We start from the raw sequence: 19,651 nt of genomic DNA on the forward strand, positions 1-19,651 counted from the left end.
TAGAATGATAAAAACAATACTAAAAAGGTTGCCATTTTTAATTAGTTACAAAAAATGGCAACAATTATAATATATTATATTTGATATCTTTAAAAATCACTTATCCGTGAAAAGGTTATTAAGTCCTTTTAGATCTAAGCCACGCATGTTGGACTCTTCAATAAAATCACCAAATGCCAACATTAGCTCACCTAACTTATCCACTGGTAATTTTGGTCCATTTTTCAAAATAAATGGCATTATTTTGTTCATATGTTCAACCGCCGCCTGTAAAACTTTATCATCTGACCAATCTTTCATATATCGGTTTTTACGATACCATAGTTTTCTTTCATCAGTGCGAGTTAAACTATTTGATTTAGGCTCTTCTTTCTCTTCTAAATTAATGAATAAATCTCTGGCATTGTCAATTTTCATAGTATTACGACCATTAAATTGAGACCACCCATTAGCAATATAATTCAAATATTCATTAATTTCTACAGGGTTCTTAGCCGCATTAGAACCTTCTAAAATAATCACAACTGGATTACCGTTTATCTCATGTGTTTCAGATATAAATATTATATAGTCAATAGAGTTAAATCTATACTCTCCATCTTTTTTTTCTTTCATTCTTTGTTGTAATCGGTAAACAACTAAATCTGGTGATAGTATTTTTATTTTCTCATTTAAAATGACAAGCACACCAACTGAATTATCTAAATTAAAAATATTTTTAGATGATTCTATTTGTTTACATGCCTGACTCAAATATGACTCAAGTAATTTTGTAATTCGAACAAATACTCTGTTTTTGATATCTTCACTATTAGGAAGATCTTTTATGACTAAATTGAAATCCCTTTCACCATAGAAAACAGGATAGTTTTCGTCATTGACATATTGCTCTAACTCAAGTTCGATTTTTTGAGATTGCTCTTGTGTTATACATTTTTGTTCAAAAATGATCTTCCTTCCCATTCCCAAATAATCAGCCTTTTTCTCTTTTCTGAGTTCCTCACTCAATTCTATTGAATCTATGCTTTCTATTGAAGGTAATGAAAGCATGAATTTTTCAAATCGTGAGTCAATACTCATAGTTAACTCCGGAATGATAAAAGATTAAAAGATATATGTGCTACGATATTGAATTTTCAAATTATTTACTCTTTGCAATCCATTATTAACTGAATATTATTACACTGAGCATAATCAATAATAAACTTATTCAAAATAACAAAAAAAATAGAAATTAAATTATGATTGCAAAATTTCTTCATACAATACATGCCTCTCCTGCTCAGACACACAAGCATCTACCAATCCTGTCATAACCCCAATAAACAAATCATTCCATCTCTGCCGTTCTCTCGCAGTATGCCAGTTCTCAGACAAAACTTTTTCCACAGAGATCCAGATAACTTCTGCACGGGTTGTATTTAACAGTTCCTTGAATATTTCGTCAGAAACAGTAAGAACATGTGAATAAATTTTATTATCAATAGTCCAGAAAGGCTCCGGTTCGATAAAGTCAACCAACGAAGTAAAAGCCAGTCCACGGACCTGTGCAGCCTCCATTGTGCTGCTTACCTTATGACGATCACGCCATATTCTTAAATCACCTAAAAGATAATTTACTCGTTGGTTCCTTGCTTTGCTGTCTTCTGCCTGGTATTGGATATAATCAGGGCCATTACCAGTCTGGCGATAACGAGCCAATGTTTTGACACTTACACCAAGATAAAGGGCCGAAACCTCAGCACTCAGGGTTGCATCATCTGGCATACTACCAAATAGCCGCCATACTTCGGCATACTCCCTTAAAGTATCGATTGCACTCATTCCCTGTTCCCCTAATTTGTTGGCAATGGTTGATATTTCGCCGAAGCCAGAAGTGTATTATACAACTCTGGTGCAGTCATAAGCATATGGAGCTCAATACTTTGAAGTGCCTCATAAATTCGATCATTATCAGGCATTGCATACCGTTCAGTAGGATCAGTAGTATTGCGATGGTTGAGCAACCTTTTCACCACACTATATGAAGTTAGTCCTTCTGCAACACGACCAAAGGTTCTTCGCAGGTCGTGCATTCCCAACTTCCCTATTCCGGCTTCCTGGCAGATATACTCGCGTAGGCTTTTGCTGTCTGAATAGTGCCCAACTTTGCTTCGTGACGACCGAGCAGGAAAAACCCATTTGCGTTTATCTGCTCGCTTTTCAGTCTCGTTGACTAAATCTCTTCGGTCTTCAAGAATTCGCTTCGTAGCATCACAAATTGGAAGTTCATGGTCGTTGCGGTTTTTAGTGTCGTAAAATCGAATTATCCTATTTTCAAGATCAACATAGCTGGTCGTTCTGGCTTCTTCTTCTGTCAGAGCCTCTCGCCAGCACAATGAAGCTGTTTCTTCTTTCCTGGCTCCTGTCAGAACAGTCAGCAAAAGATAATCGCATCCCAGGCGGTTGAAGCTTCTCTTGTTGTGCAATGCCGTTAAAAATCGCCCCAAGGTGTCTTTTGGCGACAGTGGGTTTCGTACACCTTTTGCGCGATAGCTTTCTTCAAGCTGTGAACGGGTTCTGAATTTTTTCTGAATCGTCAGAATTGAAAAGGGGTTGTAGCTTAGTGTCGGTTGTCGTTGTTGTGTCTGAGCATTTCCCGCTTCGATCTCAATTGCATGTCTTACCGCCACATTCACCCAGCGAAAAGTCTGCTCTGCCGCAGTTCTGGCTCTTGAAGCGATCTCATCAAACTTGCGCAATATCTCGTTGCCTGTCAGATCTTTTACTCTAAGATTTTCCCACTCTTTCAGGCGATTTTCGGCTTTGTTCAGCACATTTAATGTGTTGGGCTTTGCCGGTTTCGATCTGCCCATAAGATGACTTCTGTATTGCGCAAAAACTTCACTGATCGTTAGCTCAGAAGCCTCTGCTTCTCGCTTTACTGCATTCGGATTTCGTCTGGTCAACTTCATAGTTTCAACGAATTTGCGAGCAGCATCGCGTGCCTGATCAATGTTGGCAAAATCTGAAACATTACCAATCGTAGATCTGATAACCTGTTTCGGTGCCTTGCCACCCGTCGAGGGTCGCTTGTCTGCTGATGCCACCCGTCGTTGAATGATATAGGTTTTTTTGGTGGCACTGATTTTGACACCGAAACCTACGGGTGAATCCCTGTGGTTGTCAGTGATAATATACGGCTTTCGTTCAGGATTGGGTAAGTAGACTACTCGCCCTTGCTGGTCGAGATCTGGTTTCACGTCGATAGATAACTTATTGATTATAATCGACTGAGTAAGTGTCATTTTCATAAATGTATACCAGCAAGTCAGAGTGTATACCCGATACTAACCGGTATACTTCTGGTATACAAATTTATCGATTTATATGGGTTTAAAGCGGTTTTACATGGGGCCACATGGGTAACCGCAAGACTTAAAAAATGAGTAAAATCAATATGCAAGAGTCTATCGACAAGGATCTCTCAGACCATACGCCAATGATGCAGCAGTATCTCAAACTGAAAGCCCAGCACCCGGAGATTCTGCTGTTTTATCGTATGGGCGACTTTTACGAACTGTTTTATGACGACGCAAAGCGTGCGTCGCAGTTGCTTGATATTTCGCTGACCAAACGCGGCGCATCGGCTGGCGAACCTATCCCTATGGCGGGTATCCCGCACCACGCCGTAGAAAACTACCTCGCAAAACTGGTCAATCAGGGCGAATCCGTCGCTATTTGCGAACAGATTGGCGACCCGGCCACCAGCAAAGGTCCCGTTGAACGTAAGGTCGTGCGTATCGTTACGCCTGGCACCATCAGTGATGAAGCCCTGCTACAGGAGCGTCAGGATAACCTGCTGGCGGCTATCTGGCAGGATGGTAAAGGCTACGGTTACGCCACGCTGGATATCAGCTCCGGGCGCTTTCGTCTGAGCGAACCCGCCGACCGTGAAACGATGGCCGCAGAGCTGCAGCGCACCAATCCCGCCGAACTATTGTATGCCGAAGATTTTGCTGAAATGGCGTTAATAGAGGGACGCCGGGGTCTGCGCCGTCGCCCGTTGTGGGAGTTTGAGATTGATACCGCCCGCCAGCAGTTAAATCTGCAATTCGGTACGCGGGATCTGGTCGGTTTCGGCGTCGAAAATGCCTCGCGTGGATTATGTGCGGCAGGCTGCCTGTTACAGTACGTAAAAGATACCCAGCGCACCTCCCTGCCGCATATTCGCTCCATTACGATGGAACGCCAGCAGGACAGCATCATTATGGATGCCGCGACCCGCCGCAATCTGGAAATTACCCAGAACCTGGCCGGCGGTGTCGAAAATACCCTCGCCGCGGTGCTTGACTGTACCGTGACGCCAATGGGTAGCCGAATGCTTAAACGCTGGCTGCATATGCCGGTACGAAATACCGACATATTGCGTGAACGCCAACAGACCATCGGCGCCTTGCAGGACACCGTCAGCGAACTGCAACCGGTGCTGCGTCAGGTCGGCGATCTGGAGCGTATCCTTGCGCGTTTGGCACTGCGCACCGCGCGTCCGCGCGATCTCGCCCGAATGCGTCATGCCTTCCAGCAACTGCCGGAATTGCACGCTCAGCTTGAAACCGTTGACAGCGCGCCGGTGCAGGCATTGCGTAAAAAAATGGGCGATTTTGCCGAGCTGCGCGATCTTCTGGAACGCGCCATTATTGACGCGCCGCCAGTACTGGTCCGCGACGGCGGCGTTATTGCGCCCGGCTATCACGAAGAGCTGGACGAATGGCGCGCGCTGGCGGACGGCGCCACCGATTATCTCGATCGTCTGGAAATTCGCGAGCGTGAGCGTACCGGGCTGGATACGTTGAAAGTCGGCTATAACGCTGTGCATGGTTATTACATTCAGATTAGCCGTGGTCAAAGCCATCTGGCGCCCATCAATTACGTGCGTCGCCAGACGCTGAAAAATGCCGAACGCTACATTATTCCTGAGCTAAAAGAGTACGAAGATAAGGTTCTGACCTCGAAAGGCAAAGCGCTGGCGCTGGAAAAACAGCTATACGACGAATTGTTTGATCTGCTGTTGCCGCATCTGGCGGATTTACAGCAGAGCGCCAACGCGCTGGCGGAACTGGATGTACTGGTTAACCTGGCCGAACGTGCCTGGACGCTGAATTACACCTGTCCGACGTTTACCGACAAACCTGGTATTCGTATCGCCGAAGGTCGCCACCCGGTGGTAGAGCAGGTACTGAATGAGCCGTTTATCGCTAACCCACTCAATCTGTCGCCGCAGCGCCGGATGTTGATTATCACCGGGCCGAATATGGGCGGTAAAAGTACCTATATGCGACAAACGGCATTGATCGCCCTGCTGGCTTATATTGGCAGTTACGTGCCAGCGCAAAACGTGGAAATCGGCCCAATCGACCGTATTTTTACCCGTGTCGGCGCAGCAGACGACCTGGCCTCCGGGCGTTCGACCTTTATGGTGGAGATGACCGAAACCGCGAACATTCTGCATAATGCGACGGAAAACAGTCTGGTATTGATGGATGAAATCGGACGCGGTACCTCCACGTATGACGGGCTGTCGCTGGCCTGGGCCTGCGCGGAGAACCTCGCGAATAAGATTAAAGCGTTAACGCTGTTCGCTACCCACTACTTCGAGCTGACCCAATTACCGGAGAAAATGGAAGGCGTAGCGAACGTCCACCTGGATGCGCTGGAACACGGCGATACTATCGCGTTTATGCACAGCGTGCAGGACGGCGCGGCAAGTAAGAGCTATGGTCTGGCGGTCGCGGCGCTTGCCGGCGTCCCTAAAGAGGTAATCAAACGCGCGCGGCAAAAACTCCGCGAGCTGGAGAGCATCTCGCCCACTGCGGCGGCAACGCAGGTGGACGGCACGCAAATGTCGTTGCTTGCCGCTCCGGAAGAGACATCGCCCGCCGTTGAAGCGCTGGAGAATCTCGATCCGGACTCCCTGACGCCACGCCAGGCGCTGGAGTGGATCTATCGGCTGAAAAGTCTGGTGTAAACGTGTCAGGCCCGATAGCGCCGCGCTATCGGGTCCGCGCGCCGGAACAGGCTTTTCAGGCTGTGACTGTCGTTTCGTGTAAATGGCGCCAGATTATCCGTCCTCTTTCCCTTTTTAAAATGACCGTCGACCAGCGTACCGTCTCTGCCTGGCCCGGCAGTTGCTGCCGCTCACGATAATGAAGCGCGGCACCTTCCGGCCACTCCGCCACAAGGTCAATGTGCTCAACCACGATAACCAGCCCCGGGCGACACGCGCGCTGCGCCTGGAAAAAAGCGCCAAGCGCCGGATAATCCAGACAAACACCGCCTGGCGTTATCAGCGTAAAATCAGCAGCGAAACGCGGTATCAACGCCTCCAGGCTGCCCATACCCTTGCTAAGCCAGTTCTCAATCGCCTCATGGGCGTGAATAATTTCTTCTTTATATGGATTCATGGTCTTTCCTTTTTCAGGCACAGAAGCGCTTTTCTATTGTTTAGACAGACAGCGTAAATAAGGGGCAGCAGGGTGATACCGGCTGCGGCAATAAAGGTCCAGCGATAAGCAACCTCAAGCGACATAACGCGCTGGAGTGCGTTTAACAGCAGCGTCAACAACGTCGCGCCAATGAAAAAGCTGAGCTGACGATTAAGATTCCATAGCGCGCTGGCGTCAGGCATGTCCCGGCGAGCAATAGTCAGGAAAGCGCCACTCTGCGCGGTACTGCTGCACAAACTGCCGCCAGCGCCCATTAACGCGAATATCATCATCAGTACACGGTGAGATGTCGCAAGCGTAACGTTAGTTAAAAACAATATCCCTGCGGCCTGAAGAAGACAGCCGACGATAATCAGCGGACGCGGCCCAAGCTGATTGAAGTAACGTCCGGTAAGCATAATGGCGACAAATGAAGCGATCGACCAGGGGAGCATCAGCGACCCCGCCACCGCAGGCGATAGCTGCGCGACGTTCTGTAGATAAAACATCCCGACCACGCTGATACCAATGAACATACCCGGCACACACAGATAGACGATCATGGCAAAACGCAGCAGCCTGTCCGTCAACAACGGCAGATGGAGCAATCTTGCTGACGCCATTGTCGTCGAAGCGACGTTCAGCCAACGATAAGCGAGCAATAAAGTGAGAACGGCCACCGGCAGCGTAGCAAAGAATATCCAGCGCCAGCCGCACGTTTCCACCAGCAGCCCGCCAATCGCAGGCGAACATGCCGGCGCCAGTAGCGCCACCATCATGACAACCGATGACACGCCAGCGCGTTCATGCGGTTTAAACTGTTGCCAGGTTAACGCCTGACCAACCGGGATCAATAAGCCACCGCCCGCCCCCTGCACAATACGCCAGAAAACAAGGCTGTGTAAGGAATCGGCAAAACCTGCGGCAGCGGCGGCAACGCTAAACAGAATGAGCGAAAACATGATCAGCCGTCGTGCGCCGAGATAACGCGAAAGAAACGCGCTAAACGGAACGATCAGCGTTAATCCTGCAATATAACCGTTACTCACCCATGCCAGCGCCGATATGGACGTATGCAGATCCACGGACATCGCGGGAAAAGCCACGCTGGCGATAAACAGATTAATCAGATCAAGAAAGAAGCCAAGCAGGTAAACCACCGCCACTTTACTGCGATACGTCATTATGCATCCTCCGCCAGAGGCACTAATGTAGCCGTCCGGAGAAAACCAGATAAGTCCGCGCTTCAACGATATACTGTCAAAATAATTTTGACAGTAAAGGAACTCGCCATGCTCAATTTGCAGCGTATGTCGCTGTTTGTCGCCGTGGTAGATAGCGGCAGCTTCACGGCCGCCGCCGCCGCATCGGGCCAAACAAAAGCGGTAGTGAGCTTTAATATTCGGCAGCTTGAAAAAGAGCTTGGCGTAACGTTACTGCTACGTTCCACCCGACAACTGACGCTCACAGACGCCGGCGTCCTCTTTTACCAAAAAGGCGTGAATTTACTCAACGCAGCGAAAAATTTGCAGGATGAAGTGCGCGCCAGCCATAGTGGGCTGGGCGGCGAGTTACGTATTACCACCACACCCGAGTTTGGCGAACAGGTGGTCATTCCGGTATTGGCGCAGTTTAGTCAACGCCATCCCGATCTCCGTATTCGGCATATGTCCTCATCACATCATGCCGATTTAATTGCTGAGCGCTTTGATGTGGCGATTCGGCTTGGCTCGCTGGCGGACTCCCGCTATCGCGCCGCGCTGATATCCCGCTTTACCATTCTGCCGGTCGCCGCGCCGCAGTGGCTCGCCCACTACCCTGTTTCGTCGCTGGAATCATTGGCCCAGGCAGAATGGATTATTCATGAGCGATTACCTACGCCGCTACGATGGACAATAACGAATAATCATGGCCAACACTCGCGCCTAGAGATAAGTAAAGCCGGCAGAATTTCTGTCAACAGCGCCCGCTCGCTGATAGCCTTCGCTCTCGCGGGAAGCGGCGTCGCATTATTGCCGCGATGGTTAGTCAAAACCGCACTGGAGGATGGAACGTTAATTCACGTGTTACCCGACTATCATTTTCCCCGCCAGGGCATTTATGCCGTTTATCCGGACGCCCGCCATGTATCGACAAAAGTACGCGCATTTATTGATTTTTTACGTTCGCAATGGGATTGCGGGGAGCACGCCCCATCATCGTAGCCAGTCCGGGAGCATTGCGCTCCCGGACGGATAATATCGTCTTAATCCTTAACCACCAGCTTGTCTTTGATCCCCTGCGCCTGCCAGCGCACCCACAGCATAATTGCCGCCAGAACGACAATCGGCAATAACGGATCGAGCCAACTGCCGCCGGAACCGAACAGCAGGTTAATCAGCGCCACGCCGGTGCCGCCAATCGCCCAGGCAATGGTCGTCGGTACAGACCAAACCACCATCTGCTGTTTGACATCAGAGACGCCCATCATGCGGTTAACCACCCAGAACAGGCTGTCGTTAAAGTAGCCGAAGAACAGCGACCCCATCGTTGCGGCCTGAGCGGCAAGCAACATATTGATGCCGGGGATCTGCGCCAGGATCGGCGCGGAAATCGAGGCGGCAGTGATCATCGCCACCGTCCCCGATCCCTGAATCAGGCGTACCAGCGTCGCCACGATAAATGGGATCAGGATCGGCGAGATCGGCAGGTTGGCAACCTGCTCCGCCAGCTGTTGACCCGCGCCGCTGTCGCGCAGGATCGCGCCTAACGCGCCGCCAGCACCCGTGACCAGTAAGATAATCCCGGCGCTTTGCAAACCCTCTTCCAGACGCTCTGCGGTGGTATGTTTATCCATGCGCGGCACCAGCGTATACACCGCCAGCAGAACGCTGATTGCCAACGCGATCACTGGACTTCCCACAAAGTTGATTGCCTGTACCACCGGATGCGTCGCCAGACCGGACCATCCTTCTATGGTGGCGAGGGTGGAACAGATAGCCTTCAGGAAGATCAGAACGATCGGTACCACAATAGGCAGCAGTGAGAGCGTCAGGCTCGGCAGATCCTTTTGCTCTTTCTCTTTGTTGTACTGCTCCAGCGCGGCATTTACTTCATCGGCGTTCAGCGTGCGCGGCACGAAATCAGGGTAGCGTTTATCCAGCCACTGCGCATAGAACACAATGCCGATCACACAGGGCACCGCCAGCGCCATCCCGGTCAATAACATTGCGCCGATGTCGACGTTAAAAATCCCGGCTACCCCCAGCGGGCCGGGCGTCGGGGGCACCGTATGGTGAGTGACCACCAGCCCGCCCGCCAGCGCGACGCCCAGCGTCAGCAGCGAACGTTTACCGCTTTTCGCCAGCGCTTTCGCTACCGGATAAAGAATCACAAAAGCGGAATCGACGAAAATCGGGATACTGACAATATAACCCGTGATCGCCAGCGCCCACTCTTCACGACGTTTCCCCAGCCATTTGATAAAGCTCCAGGCGATACGCTCCGCCGCGCCGGAGACCTCCAGCAAGCGTCCCATCATTACGCCGAGACCAATCACCAGGCCAATGCTGCCCAGCGTCGTGCCGAATCCACTGGTGATGACAGAGAGCGTTTTATCAATGCCCATTCCCCCCAACAAACCGGCAATACAGGCCGCCGCCAGCATCGCGATCAGCGCATGAACGCGGGTGCGTAACACCAGCCATACCAGAACGAAAACGGCAACGATCAGGCCGATAATCGGTGTCGGTAAACTTGTCATGACCTCGTCTCCATATCATCTTGTCGAAAGCGTTCGATAATGTCATCGAAACGCTTGTCGGCGACAAAACCTAACGCCAGCGCACGCTGGTTATCGATACGTCCCGGCCAGGAGGCGACGATTTTCTCGACGCCTTCGTCGCGCTGATGCGTAACCCGATCGCGCGCCGCCTGACCGCCCGTCTGACGCAACGTTTCCAGCATCTCGCCCACGGTTACGCTGATCCCGGGTAAGTTGATACTGCTCGCCTCACCAGGCGAGGGTAACGTTGCGGCCAGCGACAGGTTATGGATCACCGCCGCCGGGCTGGAAATCCACAAACGCAAACTTTCCGATACCGGGCAGATGGTCGTCTCGCCCTGCAACGGTTCACGAATAATCGCGCTGACAAAAGAAGAAGCGGCGCGGTTTGGTTTACCCGGGCGAACACAGATCGTCGGCAAACGCAGCGCCAGCCCATCCACATAGCCTTTGCGGGTATAATCGTTGACCAACAGTTCACAGGCGGCCTTCTGCGCGCCATAAGACGAGCGCGGCGTGAGCGCGGTGGTATCGGTGACGCATTCCGGCAGCGTACCGCCATAAACGGCAAGCGAGCTGGAGAAGACAAAACGAATTTTCTGCGGTTGCCGACGACACGCCTCAAGTAACTGGCGGGTAAGATCCAGATTAACTTTCCATCCCAGATCGAAATCGTCTTCCGCATGACTGCTGACAATCGCAGCGAGATGATAAACAACAGAGGTATTAGCGGTAATCACATTCTCCAGCACGCCCGGCTGGGTTAAGTCAGCTTCCAGGCAGCGTAAACGAGGGGAGTCTGATAACCGTGCAGGCATTTTTAAATCAACAAGAAGCAGTTCGTTAAACGCCAGCGATGAATTTAATAAGGCGCTTGCGAGTTTCTGGCCTAAAAAGCCGCCCCCGCCGGTAATGATAATCTGCATCCGGATGTCCTCTTTATTGTTGTGTAGGGTAGTTCAGGATTAGCGCCAGGCGTTAAACCAGCCAAGCCCGTCCTGAGTGGTATTCCGTGGTTGGTATTCGCAGCCTATCCAGCCGCGATAACCCACGTCATCGAACAACCGGAACAGCCACGGGTAGTTGATCTCGCCATCATCCGGTTCATGTCTGTCCGGTAGCGAGGCGATTTGCACATGGGCATAGCGGCCCGCGTACTCGCGAATCAGGTGACTCAAATTGCCATCCACTTTTTGCGCGTGGAAAGTGTCGAGCTGGATGAACACATTCGGGCGGTCAACCTCTTCTGCGATGCCCAGCGCCTGATATTGGCTGGAAAAGAGGTAGCCGGGTTTAACGCCGGGACTCAGCGCTTCGATCAAAATACGTTTATCGTGGGCGGCAAACCGGTCGGCGGCATAACGCAAATTATCGATAAACGTGGTGCGATAACGTGCGCCATCAGCGCCATCCGGCACTACGCCCGCCATGATATGAACCTGCTCGCATTCCAGCGCAAGAGCGTATTCCAGCGCCAGATCGATATCGGCTCGCGCGTCGTGTTCGCGCCCCGGCAGCGCGGCACGCCCCCACTCGCCCGCTGCGATATCGCCCGCCGAAGTATTAAACAGCGCCAGCGTCAGATCATGACGCAATAGCTGGGCTTTAATCTCGCTGGCGGCAAAGTCGTAGGGGAACAGAAACTCAACGGCCTGAAAACCGGCTGCGGCAGCGGCGGCAAAACGCTCGATAAACGGCGCTTCGGTAAACATCATCGACAAATTGGCGGCAAAACGCGGCATCGGGTTATCTCCTTAACTGCGCAATTTCTTCGGTGGTTAAATAACGAATCGGGCGTTCGCCAAGGATAAAAATCAGCTTTGCCGTCTCTTCCAGCTCCTCGGTATTATTAGCGGCTTCCTGCAAATTCTCCCCGCACACGACCGGCCCATGATTAGCCAGTAAAAAGGCCTGATGCCGGGCCGCCAGCGCAGCCAAATCGCGGGCAATTCGGTCATCCCCCGGGCGATAGTAGGGAACCAGCGGAATGTCGCCCATCCGCATCACCACATAGGGGGTAAACGGGCGAATCACATTTTGCGGGTCCAGCCCTTCGAGACAGGAAAGCGCCGTTGACCAGGTGCTGTGCAGATGTACCACGGCCTTGCAGCAAGGGTTATTGCGATACAACGCCAGATGAAAACGCACCTCTTTAGACGGTTTATCGCCGCTGAGCCATTCGCCCTGCGGGTCCACTTTGGATAGCCGCTGCGGGTCGAGATTACCCAGACACGAACCGGTGGGCGTCGCCAGAATATTGCCGTCCGGCAGTAACAGCGAGAGGTTGCCTGCCGAGCCGGTAGCATAGCCGCGCTGGAAAAACGAGGCGGCTATCCTGACCATCTCGTCTCGCAAAGCGTGCTCTTCTTTTGCCAGTGTCGTCATACCTGAAACTCCCTTTGAGCGCGGATGAAAAAGGATTCATCGCCAAAATTACCTGACTTTAGCGCCAGCGAGACTGGCGCATGGAGCGCGTTGACCCACGGCACGCCGGGTGAAATGCACGGTCCGATGTGAAAACCGGTAATACCGAGGCTTTGCGTCACCACGCCCGAGGTTTCGCCGCCCGCCACAATAAACCGGGTGATACCGCCTTCCGCTAAGCGAGCAGCCAGCAGGGAAAAGAGCGCCTCTACCGCATGGCTGGCTTCGGTAGCGCCATATTGCTGCTGGATGGCGGCCAGCGCCTGCGTGGAGGCGGTGGCGCTAATCATTGGCGCCAGTTCGCTGTCCTGACTGAGCACCCACTGCGCCAGCGCTTCAGCGTAGGCCTCGCGCGTCTCGGATGACAGGCAGCACGCCACGTCAACGTCGCGTGTGGGAGCATGTTGTCGATAACAGGCCACCTGCTGGTTCGTCATCTGCGAACAGGAACCGGAAAGCACCACCGCGCGGCCGCTCAGCGGATAGCCTGCGGAGCGGGCCTGAGAAGCGCCGCTCTTCGCCCACTGACGCGCCAGCCCCATTGCCAGCCCGGAACCGCCAGTTACCAGAGGGGCATCACGCAAAACCTCGCCCTGCATTTCCAGATGTCGCTCATTGAGCGCGTCAAGTACCGCGTAGCGGTATCCTTCCTGCTGTAAACGCGACAGCGCCGCATGGGTCGCTGCAACGCCTTCATCAAGCGTCTGGGCCGGAATAACGCCGCAGCGCCCTTGCGCCTGTGCTTCCATCAGACGCGGCAGGTAGCTGTCGGTCATCGGATTGATAGGGTGGTGGCGCATACCGGACTCCGCCAGCAATTGGTTCATGACAAACAGATAACCCTGATAAACCGTGCGTCCGTTAACCGGCAGCGCGGGAGAAATCACGGTAAATGAGGTATCCAGCGCCACCATCAGCGCATCGGTGACCGGGCCGATATTGCCTTCGGCGGTACTATCGAAAGTCGAGCAATATTTGAAATAGACTTGCTGGCAGCCCTGTTTTTTCAGCCATACCAGCGCCGCCAGCGATTGTTTTATCGCCTCTTGCGCCGGGCATGAGCGGGTTTTCAGGCTGATAACCACCGCGTCGCACCCTTCCGGTTGCGTCCCGGTTGGGACATCATTGATCTGCACTGTCGGCATCCCGTTTTCGACCAGAAAACTGGCGATGTCAGTCGCGCCGGTAAAATCGTCGGCAATGACGCCAATTTTTAACATGACGGCTCCTCAGGCGTGACGCCAGGCAGAGTAATCCCTGAGAAAATTTTGATCACAGCGCTGTCATCCTCTTTGCCATAACCGGCGTTACTGGCGCTGGTGAACATATTTAACGCCGTAGAGGCCAGCGGTAAGGGGAAGCGCAGCGCTTTCGCCGTGTCGGCAACCAACCCCAAATCTTTGACAAAAATGTCGACTGCCGAACGTGGGGTATAGTCGCCGTCAACGACATTCTGCATACGGTTTTCGAACATCCAGGAGTTTCCGGCGGCATGGGTCACGACGTCATACATCACGTCCAGAGGAATACCGGCCCGCGCGGCCAGCGCCATCGCTTCGGCCGCCGCCGCAATATGCACTCCAGCCAGCAGTTGATGAATGATTTTGACGGTTGAGCCTGCGCCCGGCGTATCGCTGATGCGATAAACGTTGCTGGCAACGGCGTCCAGCACAGGCTTCAGGCGGGTAAACGCCGCCTCGCTCCCGGAGGCCATCACCGTCATTTCGCCCTGCGCCGCTTTTACCGCACCGCCGGAAACCGGCGCATCCAGCATGTTAAGATTCAATGCCGTCAACGCCGCGGCGATCTCTTGCGCGTCGGCGCTTGAAATCGTGGACGAAACCATTACCGCGCTGCCGGGTTTCATCAGATGGGCAACGCCATCCTCACCGAATAGAACCTGTCTGACCTGGGCGGCATTGACGACCAGAATAACTAACGCATCCACGACTCCGGCGAACTCCCTGGCGCTGGCGGCAGTCCCACAAGCCCCTTCAGCGAGCAGATTCGCGCACGCTTGCGGGTTAAGATCGGCCCCCCATGTGGAAAGCCCGGCACGCAGGCATGAACGAGCAGCGCCCATTCCCATTGAGCCAAGCCCCACAATGCCGACATGAAAATCAGTTCCTGTTGTCATTATCACTCCATGTTAATTTACGTGATATTATGTTTTGTTATGTGAATATAGGCGTTTTTGTAAACAATTGCGGTGAGTTTATTCACAAAAAATAACAAAATATGTTATTTTTTGTGAAGACAATCCCCATAGAACTTCACACGCTGTGGCGAGAAATCGCGTAAAATCGCGACAGGACTAAAGAAAGGAGCAGACGTTGATACCTACTGAGCGTCGACAAATAATTCTTGATATGGTGGCGGAGAAAGGCATCGTCAGTATCGCTGAACTGACCGAGCGCATGCATGTATCCCATATGACCATCCGCCGTGATTTACAAAAACTGGAGCAGCAAGGCGCGGTAATCCAGGTCTCTGGCGGAGTGCAGTCATCGACTCGCGTGGCGCACGAACCCTCGCATCAGATCAAAAGCGAACTGGCGACGCCGCAGAAAGCGGCGATTGGCAAACTGGCCGCCAGCCTGGTACAGCCAGAAAGCTGTATCTACCTTGACGCCGGTACTACCACGCTGGCGATTGCCAGACAGCTTGTTACGATGAATAAACTTACGGTGGTGACTAATGATTTCGTTATCGCCGATTACCTGATGGACAATAGCGGTTGCACAATTATTCACACTGGCGGGGCAGTATGTCGGGAAAACCGGTCGTGCGTCGGCGAAGCCGCGGCGACGCTTTTGCGTGGGTTGATGATTGACCAGGCCTTTATTTCCGCCTCTTCCTGGAGCGTGCGCGGTATTTCAACGCCAGCGGAAGATAAAGTTGCGGTGAAACGGGCCGTCGCCAGCGCCAGCCGACAAAAAATTCTGGTGTGCGACGCGACCAAATACGGCCAGGTCGCCACATGGCTGGCGTTACCGTTGGCGGAATTCAACCAAATCGTCACCGATGACGGCCTGCCGGAAAGCGCTATTCGGGCGCTGGCCAAAGTGGATATCTCACTGCTGATGGCAAAAAAATAGCGAAGCGGTGCAAGCCGCTTACGTCATCATTTTGCGTACCAGTTGCGTAAACTGTTCGCGTTCTTCATCGCTCAGTCGTCCCAAAAACTCATCGTCCACGCGATCCCCCTGTGGTATCGCGGCGGCGAGCAACGTTTGGCCCTGAACGGTGAGATAGACAAAACGCCGACGCTTATCCAGCGGATCGTTTTCTCGCTTTACCAGCCCACGATTTTCCATCCGGCTTAACATCTCCGCCAGCGTCGCTTTAGTGCTGACCGCCGCTTCGGTCAGATCGACCTGTTCAATACCCGGATGCTCAGCAATAACGCGCATCACCGCATATTGAGGTTTGGTCAGTTCCGGTAATTCATGTTGCCAGCGTGCGGTATGTTGCTGAAAAAGTTGGCGTAACAGATGAAACGCGGTGTTTCGTAACTCCATGAGCACTCCGGATAAATTAACTTTTTCTATCATAACGACTTATGCCGGGTTTTTTAATGACGAATGCTTTAGCTAAACGTGCGCAGGCGTCGGGAGGCTCTTGCCGGGAGGGCCGTGTGGGCGTATTTTGATCAAAACGTTCGTATACGAACAATAATTGAGGTAAGAAATGAGATTGATTGTGGGGATGACCGGCGCGACCGGCGCGCCGCTTGGCGTCGCGCTACTCCAGGCATTGCGGGCGCTACCTGATGTTGAAACGCATCTGGTGATGTCAAAGTGGGCGAAAACCACTATCGAACTGGAGACGCCCTACACGCCCGCTGAGGTAACCGCCCTGGCAGATTATTGTCATAGCCCGGCCGATCAGGCGGCGCCCCTTTCCTCCGGCTCATTTCGTACCGACGGCATGATTATTATCCCCTGCAGTATGAAAACACTGGCTGGGGTTCGCGCCGGCTATGCCGAAGGGCTGGTGGGACGCGCTGCCGATGTCGTGTTGAAAGAGGGTCGCAAGCTGGTGTTGGTGCCGCGGGAAATGCCGCTCAGCACGATTCATCTGGAAAACATGCTTGCGCTTTCTCGTATGGGGGTGGCGATAGTGCCGCCCATGCCCGCATTCTACAACCTGCCGCAAACCGTTGACGATATTATCCAGCACATCGTGGCGCGCGTTCTCGACCAGTTTGGTCTGGAGCATATGCGCGCGCGCCGCTGGCAAGGACTGCGACAGGCAGCAAATTTTTCACAGGAGAATGGATAATGGCATTTGATGATTTGCGCAGTTTTTTACATGCGCTGGATCAGCAGGGACAACTGCTGAAAATCAGCGAGGAAGTGAATGCGGAGCCGGATTTAGCCGCCGCAGCCAACGCAACGGGACGAATCGGTGATGGCGCGCCCGCGCTGTGGTTTGACAATATTCGTGGTTTTACCGACGCCCGCGTGGCAATGAATACTATCGGTTCCTGGCAGAACCATGCCATCTCGCTGGGCTTGCCGCCTAACACGCCGGTTAAAAAACAGATCGATGAATTTATCCGCCGCTGGGACAATTTTCCGGTGGCGCCGGAACGCCGGGCGAATCCGGGATGGGCGGAAAATACCGTCGACGGCGACGCAATCAACCTGTTTGATATCCTGCCACTGTTTCGTCTGAACGACGGCGACGGTGGATTCTATCTGGATAAAGCCTGTGTGGTATCACGCGATCCGCTCGATCCCGAGAATTTCGGCAAGCAGAACGTCGGTATCTACCGTATGGAAGTTAAAGGCAAGCGTAAGCTGGGTCTGCAACCGGTACCGATGCATGATATCGCATTGCACCTGCACAAAGCGGAAGAGCGTGGCGAAGATCTGCCGATTGCGATCACGCTGGGTAACGATCCGATCATTACCCTGATGGGCGCAACGCCGCTGAAATACGATCAGTCAGAGTATGAAATGGCGGGCGCGTTACGTGAAAGCCCCTATCCTATCGCTACCGCGCCGCTGACCGGTTTTGATGTACCGTGGGGATCTGAAGTCATTCTCGCAGGGGTCATCGAAAGCCGTAAACGCGAAATTGAAGGACCGTTCGGCGAATTTACCGGCCACTATTCCGGCGGTCGCAACATGACCGTGGTGCGTATCGATAAGGTCTCTTACCGCAGCAAACCCATTTTTGAATCGCTCTATTTAGGTATGCCGTGGACGGAAATCGACTACCTGATGGGACCGGCGACCTGCGTGCCGCTGTATCAACAGTTAAAGGCCGAATTTCCGGAAGTGCAGGCGGTAAACGCCATGTACACCCACGGCCTGCTGGCCATCATCTCGACCAAAAAACGCTATGGCGGCTTCGCCCGCGCGGTGGGTCTGCGGGCGATGACGACGCCACACGGTTTAGGATATGTGAAGATGGTGATTATGGTCGATGAAGATGTCGATCCGTTTAATCTGCCGCAGGTGATGTGGGCATTGTCGTCGAAAGTGAACCCGGCAGGCGATCTGGTACAGCTACCAAATATGTCCGTCCTGGAACTGGACCCGGGTTCAAGCCCGGCGGGGATTACCGACAAGCTGATCATTGACGCCACCACGCCGGTTGCGCCAGATAACCGTGGTCACTATAGCCAGCCGGTTGTTGATTTACCGGAAACTAACGCCTGGGCTGAAAAGCTGACCGCCATGCTGGCCAACCGTAAATAAGGAGTAACCAATGATTTGTCCACGCTGTGCCGATGCACATATTGAACTCATGGCGACTTCGCCGGTAAAAGGAGTCTGGACGGTATATCAGTGTCAGCATTGCCTGTATACCTGGCGCGATACCGAACCGTTACGCCGTACCAGCCGCGAACACTATCCACAAGCGTTTCGCATGACGCAAAAAGATATTGATAACGCGCCAATGGTGCCGAATATCCCGCCGCTGCTGGCAGAAGATAAACGGTAAAGAAAAAGGCCAGTCTGTCGACTGGCCTTTTTTTGACGAAAGGTACTTACTCGCGGAACAACGCTTCGATATTCAGCCCCTGCGTCTGCAGAATTTCGCGCAGACGGCGCAGGCCTTCAACCTGAATCTGACGAACACGTTCACGCGTAAGACCGATTTCACGGCCTACATCTTCCAGTGTCGCAGCTTCATATCCCAGCAGACCGAAACGGCGCGCCAGCACTTCACGCTGTTTGGCGTTCAGTTCGAACAACCATTTGACGATGCTCTGTTTCATATCATCATTTTGCGTGGTGTCTTCCGGACCGTTCTCTTTTTCATCGGCCAAGATGTCCAGCAACGCTTTTTCGGAATCACCGCCCAGCGGGGTGTCTACCGAAGTAATGCGCTCATTGAGACGAAGCATACGGCTGACGTCATCAACCGGTTTATCCAGTTGCTCTGCAATTTCCTCCGCACTCGGTTCGTGGTCCAGTTTATGCGACAACTCACGCGCGGTACGCAGGTATACGTTCAGCTCTTTAACAATGTGAATCGGCAAGCGAATCGTACGGGTTTGGTTCATAATCGCCCGTTCGATTGTCTGGCGAATCCACCAGGTTGCGTATGTTGAGAAGCGGAACCCGCGTTCCGGGTCAAACTTCTCGACTGCACGGATAAGCCCCAGATTGCCCTCTTCAATCAGGTCCAGCAACGCCAGTCCACGATTGCCATAACGACGGGCAATTTTTACCACCAGACGCAGGTTACTCTCAATCATGCGACGGCGAGAAGCGACATCTCCACGCAGTGCGCGACGCGCAAAATAGACTTCTTCTTCGGCTGTTAACAGTGGTGAATACCCAATCTCACCAAGGTATAGCTGAGTCGCGTCCAACACACGTTGTGTGGCCCCTTGCGATAACAGCTCTTCTTCAGCCAGGTCGTTATCACTGGGTTCCTCTTCACTCAAGGCTTTTTCGTCAAAAGCCTCTACTCCGTTCTCATCAAATTCCGCGTCTTCATTTAAATCATGAACTTTCAGCGTATTCTGACTCATAAG

The 19,651-nt window shown here is 52.6% G+C and carries 19 protein-coding genes; 6 read left to right on the forward strand and 13 right to left on the reverse strand.

Translation table 11 applies throughout. The features are described 5' to 3' along the window. Positions 1-96: 96 nt before the first annotated feature. From ACE15A_RS18635 to ACE15A_RS18645, 3 genes are all read right to left on the reverse strand, one after another. Complete coding sequence (locus ACE15A_RS18635) at positions 97-1,080, reverse strand: hypothetical protein (protein ID WP_053509101.1); 984 nt, start codon at positions 1,078-1,080, stop codon at positions 97-99. 159 nt (positions 1,081-1,239) lie between these two features. Beyond that, on the reverse strand, positions 1,240-1,824 hold the full coding sequence (locus ACE15A_RS18640; protein ID WP_129382492.1) for a hypothetical protein: 585 nt from the start codon (positions 1,822-1,824) through the stop codon (positions 1,240-1,242). Between the two features lie 11 nt (positions 1,825-1,835). Continuing rightward, entirely contained in the window at positions 1,836-3,293 is a 1,458-nt protein-coding gene (locus ACE15A_RS18645; protein ID WP_053509104.1) for a tyrosine-type recombinase/integrase, read from the reverse strand. Positions 3,294-3,439: 146 nt separating this feature from the next. Here ACE15A_RS18645 and mutS point away from each other — a divergent pair, with 146 nt between their 5' ends. After that, entirely contained in the window at positions 3,440-6,007 is a 2,568-nt protein-coding gene (mutS, locus tag ACE15A_RS18650) for a DNA mismatch repair protein MutS (protein WP_053509187.1), read from the forward strand. Between the two features lie 55 nt (positions 6,008-6,062). On the opposite strand, the gene ACE15A_RS18655 is transcribed toward mutS, so the two are convergent. Then, positions 6,063-6,443, reverse strand: a complete 381-nt coding sequence (locus ACE15A_RS18655; RefSeq protein WP_053509106.1) for a DUF4440 domain-containing protein — start codon at positions 6,441-6,443, stop codon at positions 6,063-6,065. Further along, a complete protein-coding gene (locus ACE15A_RS18660; RefSeq protein ID WP_053509109.1) occupies positions 6,440-7,648 on the reverse strand; it encodes an MFS transporter in 1,209 nt (402 codons plus the stop codon). The genes ACE15A_RS18655 and ACE15A_RS18660 overlap by 4 nt, the downstream gene beginning before the upstream one ends. Before the next feature lie 87 nt (positions 7,649-7,735). On the opposite strand from ACE15A_RS18660, the gene ACE15A_RS18665 reads away from it, so the two are divergent. Then, positions 7,736-8,668, forward strand: coding sequence for a LysR family transcriptional regulator (locus ACE15A_RS18665; protein ID WP_129382493.1), 933 nt, complete (start codon positions 7,736-7,738; stop codon positions 8,666-8,668). Positions 8,669-8,709: 41 nt separating this feature from the next. On the opposite strand, the gene ACE15A_RS18670 is transcribed toward ACE15A_RS18665, so the two are convergent. The 6 genes from ACE15A_RS18670 to ltnD are packed head-to-tail and all read right to left on the reverse strand — an operon-like array spanning position 8,710 to position 14,788. Continuing rightward, positions 8,710-10,206, reverse strand: coding sequence for a GntP family permease (locus tag ACE15A_RS18670; RefSeq protein WP_000202719.1), 1,497 nt, complete (start codon positions 10,204-10,206; stop codon positions 8,710-8,712). After that, positions 10,203-11,153, reverse strand: coding sequence for a D-erythronate dehydrogenase (gene denD / locus ACE15A_RS18675; protein WP_053509116.1), 951 nt, complete (start codon positions 11,151-11,153; stop codon positions 10,203-10,205). The genes ACE15A_RS18670 and denD overlap by 4 nt, the downstream gene beginning before the upstream one ends. A gap of 39 nt (positions 11,154-11,192) precedes the next feature. Beyond that, a complete protein-coding gene (locus tag ACE15A_RS18680) occupies positions 11,193-11,969 on the reverse strand; it encodes an HPr family phosphocarrier protein (RefSeq protein WP_053509117.1) in 777 nt (258 codons plus the stop codon). Between the two features lie 4 nt (positions 11,970-11,973). Beyond that, the gene (locus ACE15A_RS18685; RefSeq protein WP_053509119.1) at positions 11,974-12,612 is read right to left on the reverse strand and encodes an aldolase; all 639 of its coding nucleotides are present in this window, start codon (positions 12,610-12,612) and stop codon (positions 11,974-11,976) included. Further along, positions 12,609-13,871, reverse strand: coding sequence for a 3-oxo-tetronate kinase (otnK, locus tag ACE15A_RS18690; protein ID WP_129382494.1), 1,263 nt, complete (start codon positions 13,869-13,871; stop codon positions 12,609-12,611). The genes ACE15A_RS18685 and otnK overlap by 4 nt, the downstream gene beginning before the upstream one ends. Further along, positions 13,865-14,788, reverse strand: a complete 924-nt coding sequence (gene ltnD / locus ACE15A_RS18695) for an L-threonate dehydrogenase (RefSeq protein ID WP_053509124.1) — start codon at positions 14,786-14,788, stop codon at positions 13,865-13,867. Before ltnD ends, otnK begins: the two co-directional genes overlap by 7 nt. Positions 14,789-14,984: 196 nt before the next feature. Here ltnD and ygbI point away from each other — a divergent pair, with 196 nt between their 5' ends. After that, entirely contained in the window at positions 14,985-15,749 is a 765-nt protein-coding gene (gene ygbI / locus ACE15A_RS18700) for a DNA-binding transcriptional repressor YgbI (protein WP_023249312.1), read from the forward strand. Positions 15,750-15,767: 18 nt separating this feature from the next. Here the strand turns inward: ygbI and ACE15A_RS18705 are convergent, their stop codons facing one another. Next, positions 15,768-16,172: a MarR family winged helix-turn-helix transcriptional regulator gene (locus ACE15A_RS18705; protein ID WP_023249311.1), complete on the reverse strand. Its 405-nt coding sequence runs from the start codon at positions 16,170-16,172 to the stop codon at positions 15,768-15,770. 169 nt (positions 16,173-16,341) lie between these two features. On the opposite strand from ACE15A_RS18705, the gene ACE15A_RS18710 reads away from it, so the two are divergent. The 3 genes from ACE15A_RS18710 to ACE15A_RS18720 are packed head-to-tail and all read left to right on the forward strand — an operon-like array spanning position 16,342 to position 18,609. Further along, complete coding sequence (locus ACE15A_RS18710; protein WP_053509126.1) at positions 16,342-16,935, forward strand: non-oxidative hydroxyarylic acid decarboxylases subunit B; 594 nt, start codon at positions 16,342-16,344, stop codon at positions 16,933-16,935. After that, positions 16,935-18,362, forward strand: a complete 1,428-nt coding sequence (locus ACE15A_RS18715; RefSeq protein ID WP_064055860.1) for a non-oxidative hydroxyarylic acid decarboxylases subunit C — start codon at positions 16,935-16,937, stop codon at positions 18,360-18,362. Before ACE15A_RS18710 ends, ACE15A_RS18715 begins: the two co-directional genes overlap by 1 nt. A gap of 10 nt (positions 18,363-18,372) precedes the next feature. Then, complete coding sequence (locus ACE15A_RS18720) at positions 18,373-18,609, forward strand: non-oxidative hydroxyarylic acid decarboxylases subunit D (protein ID WP_053509130.1); 237 nt, start codon at positions 18,373-18,375, stop codon at positions 18,607-18,609. A gap of 46 nt (positions 18,610-18,655) precedes the next feature. On the opposite strand, the gene rpoS is transcribed toward ACE15A_RS18720, so the two are convergent. Then, positions 18,656-19,648, reverse strand: a complete 993-nt coding sequence (rpoS, locus tag ACE15A_RS18725) for an RNA polymerase sigma factor RpoS (RefSeq protein WP_064055859.1) — start codon at positions 19,646-19,648, stop codon at positions 18,656-18,658. Positions 19,649-19,651 lie beyond the last annotated feature (3 nt).

Origin of the sequence: Salmonella sp. HY31 (assembly GCF_042604575.1) — a bacterium.
GTDB lineage: Bacteria > Pseudomonadota > Gammaproteobacteria > Enterobacterales > Enterobacteriaceae > Salmonella > Salmonella diarizonae.